The sequence below is a fragment of the uncultured Anaerovibrio sp. genome (assembly GCF_947302755.1).
Classification (GTDB): Bacteria; Bacillota; Negativicutes; order Selenomonadales; family Selenomonadaceae; genus Anaerovibrio.
The window spans coordinates 1-7024 of the sequence record NZ_CAMYWM010000130.1; the positions used below are offsets into that span (position 1 = coordinate 1).

Here is a 7024-nt window from a genome sequence, read left to right on the forward strand (position 1 = left end):
TATTATGCCACGAGAAAGGGCTGGCGGGAAGACGACTTAAACTTTGACGCTTACCTTGCATTGCCTTTCTTCTTAGGGGCAGTAGATTTAGGTTTCTCGGTGGCTGGTTTATTAGCCGCCTTCTTGGCCTTCCTCATTTCGCGGAGCTTTGCCACGGCCTCCAAAGGAGAATAATATTGCTTTTCCTCCGGTTGCTGTCCGCTGACATTGCCAACAGTAACCGTAGTTTCCCTCGCCTGCCCTGGTAAAGGCTTGGCTGTACTTCTTACCATTTCCCCCGTTTTGGGGTCTACCTTAAAGCCAATTCCAGCACCGTATTGCTCGCTAATACCGTATTTCTGCTTGAATTTTTCAAGCTCGGCTCTGAAAGCAGTATCAGCATTTTCTGCATTCATTCTTTTAGTGTTTAACTGTTTAAGTGTTGCTTCATCTTCTTTGGTAGGCTTCCTCTTACGATTAATTCGGTCAATTTCGCTGTTTACACTAGCCGCTATAGCGGTTAATCTGTTTCTATACTCAATAGCCCTATTGTAGGTATTGCGAATATCATCCTCGCGGGAATATCCCGGCATATCCATCCCCAGACGGTTATTTTCCTCCTTCTCAAACCATTCTTTTGCACGCTGTTCGCCTCTAGACATGGACATTTTTTTTGTAACCTCAGCATGTCTGCTTGGTTCTCCGCCTATCTCCTGGCTGATGGCCTCAACGCGTTTAGGAGTATTATTGCTTGCTCCTTTTTGTTTTGCGGCCGCTTCATTCTCAGCCATGGCAGCTTTCCATGCTTTTTCTTTTTCGGAAAATCTCTTTTTTTCTCTTTCCGCTTCCTTCGCAATATCCTTTTTAACTTCTTCCCAGTCTTCTGCTGTGTATCCTAGCAGGCTTAGGGCTTGTTTGTGTTCAGCCGAACCCTCTGGCAGTTTTTTCAGCAGCTTCTCAACCTCACCATATTTTGCCGAAAGCTGAGAAACAATTTTTCTTTGTGCATTACTGTCTTCCCAGTTAAATCTATCTGGATGGTTTTTGAGTCTAGCAATCTCTGCAGACAGTGATTTAATACTGCTTTTATTGGCTTGTGCTGTTTCTCTTGCTTGTTTCTCGCTTTTTGACTCTGGTACAGCCCAGCCATATTTGCCGCCGCCAAACAAAGTCCCCTGCTGCACTCTTGGGTCAGATGCGTGCATCTTCTTACCTACCCAGTCATTACCAGCAAACTTGCCACCGGCACCGCCATTGATTTTGCCATTCTCCAAATGCACATGGGAGCCGTTAATGGTTCGCCAGTTCTCCGGATTTGGGTCTTTTTCCCAGTCCATTGTAAACACCCTGCCCAGCTTAATCTTAGCCAATAGCAGGCCCATTCTTATTTTTGTTAATGCACTCATTAATCCAATCCTCCTATCAGCTGTTCAATCTGCTTTCGGCTCATGGTTACGATTCGACCGTTCATATATACCCTAGCGGGAAAGCTGTCTATTTCCTCCAAATCAACTATGGTTTCCGGATAGCACCTACAATTTGGGGCCTGCCCTGCGTGGTAATGGCCCAGGGTATTCCTGTATGGTCTTCCGGTTTTAGTGAACCTTGGAAATAAATCTTCTGGTGCTGGCGGATCATTCCAGTTAACCAACACACCGCTCATGGCTGCGTGTGAGCTTCTTGTTCTTCCATCGCCTTTGCCGCCTCCCACGGCTCTCCACACATACCAATTTAGGCCCATGCTCTCAGCCCTTACCCTTATGAGGTTTGTCTGAGTATAGCTTACCTGGGTGCGTGCTATGAGCTCTGCGTTGGCCTTTGTATGCTGTGGGAACATCTTGGCTATTTCCCTTTCAATATCGCTGGCCCTGCGCCCTTTGAGGCTCTCACGCTCAATATATGTGGCTACATCTTTCCCGATATTCTCCGGGAGGGTAACTATCCTGTAGGTATTGTCCCTTATGAGCCAGTCAAGATGGGCTCCGCGCTTTCCTTGGAGCTCCTTCATCAATGCCTCATATAGTTCTCGCCCTTTTCCGTTCTTGTAGGCTGCACGCCTCCATGAATGCCCCACATCGCGAAATAAACCAGTAACCATCTTCATGGCCACCTTCTCAGCAAAACCAATAAAGGCCCTGCTTTTGGCGTATTCCTCCAGCGTATCGATTATCTCACTGGGGCTCTTTCCTTTGGTTATCTTTATGAGTGTTCGTGCCAGGTTCCTTAATGCTCTGGCATACTGTAATTCAATTCGCCTTGATGGCTCCCAGAGCTTGTCCTGGTTCATGGTGTGTCTCCTTTTTTAGAACATCAAAAAAGCACCCTCGGCAAGGGTGCCTCATGTGTTATACTTATGTGATTAGAAGGAGGTGAATTTATGAATCTATCTTTTGTTGTTTCTTCCAATGTTTCAGCCATTGGCTATCAGGATGGTATCTTGGAGGTTCATTTCAAAAATGGCTCTGTTTACCAGTACCTCAATACCTCGCAGAGGCTTTTCAATGAATTCCTAATAGCTCCATCTAAAGGCCACTTTGTACATCAGCGGTTAAAAGATAAATACCCTACTCGCCGCATCCAGTAACCGGAAATACAACTTCATCTGAAATAATCTTAAACTGCTCGCTCGTTATGATTACAGTGTCATGCGGGCAGCAGTTCTTTTTTATAAAATCCACCACGGGCGAACATACCTGTTTAAATTCATTCATTTGTTCAAGTTCCATGCCTATTCTCCTCCCAATTAAAACGCCCCTTTGTAGGGGCTAAGGTTATTGAATCGGTCGTCCTTCTTTGTATGCCTTACGTGCTTCATTAAGTGACATGAGATTAGCTCCACCAGGATTATCTGGGAAATCCTCCTGATAAGGGTCTTGCATCCACCCACATACTGAGCAGGATTCCATTGTCCCTTCTTCTTCAATGGTGTATTGCCCGCAGCATCCACATTTGAATTTACTCTGAGCCGCCATTTTCTAAATCCTTTCTCTTCATGACGTCATAATATACCTTTTTGTCCCTGGGCTTGTAGAAAGTATATATCCCTCTGTCTGGCCTGCCTTTTACAAATTCATTGGTTTTGACATTGTAACGGGTTATTATCTCGTTCTTATCTTTGTGTCCCAATATATCGCCACCAACAGGCATTTGGACAAGTTCCATTCCTCTAGCAATATATTGTTCCATGGTTATATCCCCAAATTCGCTTAAATGTTTCTCATGTGCCTTTTCTTTGTTACGATTTATAAATCCGTATTTGGTGAATATATTGGCTCCTTGGGCACTTGTGATTTTATCATTTTTTGTTGCTGATTGCGAGTCTTTTTTATTAATATTTCCTTCGGCTCCAGCAATAACATTTCCATTGTTATCAATAAGCACTTTAGCACCGTTTATTGTTATCCACTGTTTACCATTTTGGGGTGATTTTGCATCAGTCGTCTTCTGTGGCTCCGGGTTCTCCTTCATCGCCTTTTGAAAATCCTCATTGTCGCCGCCCATTCCCATCAATCCGCCCATGCCTTCATCGGGGCTCATGACTTCGTCATCGGCGTTCTCAATATCCTGATCTGAAATATTGGTCCACATTCCGGTCAGTTCAGATTGCTGGCGGAGCTCCTTCAAGGCCACCTTCTGACTAATAAGCCCTGCCTGGAATGCCTTGGTCACCGAGTCTGTGTTCTTGCTGGCGAGGTCTGCCATCTCATCCTCCGGTGCCCTGCGTACCGGGTTAAATTCATAATCGAAATCATCTGGTACGGCTCCGAAGGTTGACATCATGATAATTGGCAGTAGCTTGTCATAGATTGGCCTCAGCTCGTTTTCCTGCTTTTCTTCGATTACATCATAGTAGTTCTGGAGGTCGCTTTCCCCTGTGGCATTCATTCCTGCTGGAGAACGACCAAAGAGCTTGGTTACAGGTGTTTCTGCTGCGCCTGCTACGTCCATCATAAAACAGTCATACACCTGAGCAATTCCGCCAAAAGTGTATTGATGTGATTCGTAGCTGTCGTTTTCGCCCAATATCTGAATACTGTTATTATTCATCAGCGCATTCATGGCCTGCACTGTGTTGTAAAGGTCCTGCTGTGCCTTTTCGTTGCCGGTGGCCAGTACCATTCCCATGCCTTCCAGCTTCATTACGCGGAGGCAGGCCATAAAGGTCAGTGTGGCTATGTTCCAGCTTACATTGTCGCGCTTTTTGTGCTCATCTATTACATGCTCTATCTCTGAGGCTCCCCAATACTGTTCGGCTAATTCCTCTAAGTACGGCAGTGGCCTGCCTGTGAAACGAAGGATCCTACTGTGATGTACCTTTATACCCGTTTCCATTACATCACTGGTCAGCGTGTAGCTTTCAGGGAGGCCAAACTCTGGGTCGCTTGGGTCGTCTATCAACTTGTCATTTGGCGTGATACCGCTCCAGCGGTCCAAAACAAGGAGTCCCTTGTAGCTGCCCGGCATTACCTGGTCCATATTCAGTGGCTGGTCCAGCTGGTCCTCCTGGCCTTCAATCATTATTAGAGCCCCTGCGCCACCGTACAGGCGGCCCCATTTAAGGCCTTTTAGAATGTTCTTGTGGGTACTGGTACGCCTAAAAACTGTTTCCAGCTTCTTTAGATTGTCCGGGTCTATCTGCGAAGTTATCTTGTAGCCATTCTTGGTCATATCCTCCGGGATAACATCAATAATGCGCCTCACCACCCAATGGGAGCGGTACAGGCTGTTTATGGTCTGCCAGTCACGGCTGAACCTTGTCAATGGGTATTGTGTTGCTTCCAAAAGGTTAGGCATAAAAACGCCATTTCTCGCCAGCGGATTCTGGAAGGAGTCCTGAGTAGTCTTCCGCTCCACTGGCTGAGTATTTTTATTTTTCTTGCTCTTTCGGCTCACTTTACTCTTTCCTCCTCCACTTAGGCAGCATGGTCTGACAGTAATAGCGCAATGCGTCCATTGCATGGTCGTACTGCTTTACTGGTTTTTCCTCACCGCGCCTGGCTGCCACTTCATCCCAGACATAGGCCTGAAATTCATCTATCATTGGCTGGCAGTTCTTACGGTGTATCAATATTTTGCGTTTGGTCAGTAGCTTTGCCACAAGCCGGATGCCATCATTTACGCTGTTGTCAGCGTCTTTAACACGAAATCCTCGCCCTTGGCATTCGAGTTTAAAGCTGGCTGCGCTGGGGTCAATCACCACCATGTCCGGCAGCTCGTCACCTATCATCTGCTCCAGGTCGTCAGCATACTCGGAGTCGGTCTTTTGTCTTTGCTCTTTCCTGCTGTCCCAGTAATACATATCGGGGATATAGATTGTGTCCCCGTCGTCATATATGTCCAAATAAACCATAGGGTTTTTGGTTCCGTAGTCGCATGCAATATAGCGGCGGCATCTGCTTTTTAATGTGTTGTTCCAGAAGCCATCATCAAAGCAGTGCTTCTCCTCATCGAACATATCATAGATAATGCCCTCTGCCAGCACCCACAACCCTAAAATCATACGCTTAAACCACATGCCCGAATATGAAGCCCTAATGTTACGCTTGTATTCCTCGGACAGGTTTGGGTTGTCGTCAAGGCCAAAATGCACCACCTTTACAAGGCCGCTTCTCAGCTTGTCCTCATTGGTGATGTATTCCTTGTAGAGGTAATGGGCTGGGCTGTCCGGGTTTGTGGTCGCGTACAGCTTCGCACCTGGCACGCTCAGACGGTTTAGTAATTGCTTGAAAAATTTCTCCGGGGTAAGCGTCAGCTCATCACAATAGGCACCGGCCAACGTCTTACCTCGGATGTATTCCTCTGAGCCCTCGTCCTTGGCTCCCACTACTCTTATTCTGCGTTCAATCTTTCGGCCCTGTCGGTCCTTCCACCATACCAGTATTTCACCGCTCTGGCGGTTGTATCTGTACCAGTTTTTTCCAATGGTATCAAACAGATCATTGAGCACGTTATCGTATATGGTGTCCTTGGATTTTCCTACCATCAGGAGCAGGCCCGGCGGGCCAGTGACAATGTAATTTATCCATTTCGGTATCATGGCCACGGTTTTACCGCTTCTTACGCTGCCCTCCAGGATATTTATAAAAGCATCGCCCGGGATAGGGTTATCTATAAAGTTAAGGGCCTTTTCTCCCCACTTTCCAAACTCCATTTAACTCCTTCCCTTCCTAGCTTCGTTAAGCGATTGTACCAGTTGCATCATACCAGATGTTTCTTCTTCCTCAGCTGTCAGTATAGATGGCATAGCACCACCGGAAGAATTGGAAGCTGTAACGCCACCCTCCACGCTGAAATTGTCCACCCTGCTGGCCTTCTCCAGTGCAGCACCCAGCTTGATATATTCCTGCACATCCCTGTTGCTGAGTTCTTCCACCGGCATATCCAGTAGCCTGTCGTATGCCTTTTTAAGGAGTTCCCTGGCTACCTTCATGTGCCGCTTCTGCATCTTGATTATTTCATCTTTTTTGGCAGCCAGCGTAATTCGTTGTAGCTCATTGTCATACTCGCGGGCTCTTTCCTGCCAATTAAACTCAGTTGACCACTTTTTAATCATGCTTACATTCTTGCCGACTATCTCAGCGGTCTTTTTAAGGCTGCGCTTCTGCTTTGGTTCGCCTTCCGGTTCGTGGCCCAATTCCCGATAAACAACGAATGCTTTATACTCGGCAGGGGTATCGTCCGACTGGCGTTCCCATGGTTCTGTCTCGCATTGCTTCTTCATTGTTTACACCACCTTTTTTGCTGGGCCACCTTCCTTTTATGCTTAGTAGGTGAAAGCGGCTCCCCAGTGCCACGATCGCCCGTTCAAATTTAACTATTGGATTATTTTTGACGCCTTATTCCTGGGGAACCGTCTTAAAAAACTTGTAAAATCGGTATATAAAAAGTATAGTTTCGGTTCACAAATTTAATAGCAGGGCCATACTAACTTAAACAATACAGCCCTGCTGTCGCGAAATTCCTCTACTGGGAATCCAGTAGCAATTTTTGCAACAAAAAAGCAGCCCAGGAGATTAGAGCTGCTCTTTTGCTGTGTGTGAAAATA

Annotated in this window: 8 protein-coding genes; 1 reads left to right on the forward strand and 7 read right to left on the reverse strand. The window is 46.5% G+C overall.

Going from position 1 to position 7024, the window contains the following annotated elements:
- Nucleotides 1–50: 50 nt before the first annotated feature.
- Together Q0Y54_RS10695 and Q0Y54_RS10700 are read right to left on the reverse strand one after the other, a co-directional pair.
- Complete coding sequence (locus tag Q0Y54_RS10695; RefSeq protein ID WP_297967556.1) at nt 51–1385, reverse strand: hypothetical protein; 1335 nt, start codon at nt 1383–1385, stop codon at nt 51–53.
- A complete protein-coding gene (locus Q0Y54_RS10700) occupies nt 1385–2266 on the reverse strand; it encodes a phage minor head protein (protein ID WP_297967560.1) in 882 nt (293 codons plus the stop codon). The genes Q0Y54_RS10695 and Q0Y54_RS10700 overlap by 1 nt, the downstream gene beginning before the upstream one ends.
- A 90-nt stretch (nt 2267–2356) precedes the next feature.
- Between Q0Y54_RS10700 and Q0Y54_RS10705 the strand changes: the two genes are divergently transcribed.
- Complete coding sequence (locus Q0Y54_RS10705) at nt 2357–2563, forward strand: KTSC domain-containing protein (protein ID WP_297967561.1); 207 nt, start codon at nt 2357–2359, stop codon at nt 2561–2563.
- On the opposite strand, the gene Q0Y54_RS10710 is transcribed toward Q0Y54_RS10705, so the two are convergent.
- From Q0Y54_RS10710 to Q0Y54_RS10730, 5 genes are read right to left on the reverse strand one after another with little or no spacing between them, the layout of a single operon-like run.
- Nucleotides 2544–2705 (reverse strand): hypothetical protein, encoded by a 162-nt coding sequence (locus Q0Y54_RS10710; RefSeq protein ID WP_297967563.1) that lies wholly within the window; start codon nt 2703–2705, stop codon nt 2544–2546. The genes Q0Y54_RS10705 and Q0Y54_RS10710 overlap by 20 nt on opposite strands.
- A 45-nt stretch (nt 2706–2750) precedes the next feature.
- A complete protein-coding gene (locus Q0Y54_RS10715) occupies nt 2751–2951 on the reverse strand; it encodes a CPCC family cysteine-rich protein (RefSeq protein ID WP_297967565.1) in 201 nt (66 codons plus the stop codon).
- Nucleotides 2935–4872 (reverse strand): DUF1073 domain-containing protein, encoded by a 1938-nt coding sequence (locus Q0Y54_RS10720; protein ID WP_297967568.1) that lies wholly within the window; start codon nt 4870–4872, stop codon nt 2935–2937. Before Q0Y54_RS10720 ends, Q0Y54_RS10715 begins: the two co-directional genes overlap by 17 nt.
- A gap of 1 nt (nt 4873) precedes the next feature.
- Entirely contained in the window at nt 4874–6130 is a 1257-nt protein-coding gene (locus Q0Y54_RS10725) for a PBSX family phage terminase large subunit (protein WP_297967571.1), read from the reverse strand.
- Nucleotides 6131–6700: a hypothetical protein gene (locus tag Q0Y54_RS10730; protein WP_297967573.1), complete on the reverse strand. Its 570-nt coding sequence runs from the start codon at nt 6698–6700 to the stop codon at nt 6131–6133.
- Nucleotides 6701–7024 lie beyond the last annotated feature (324 nt).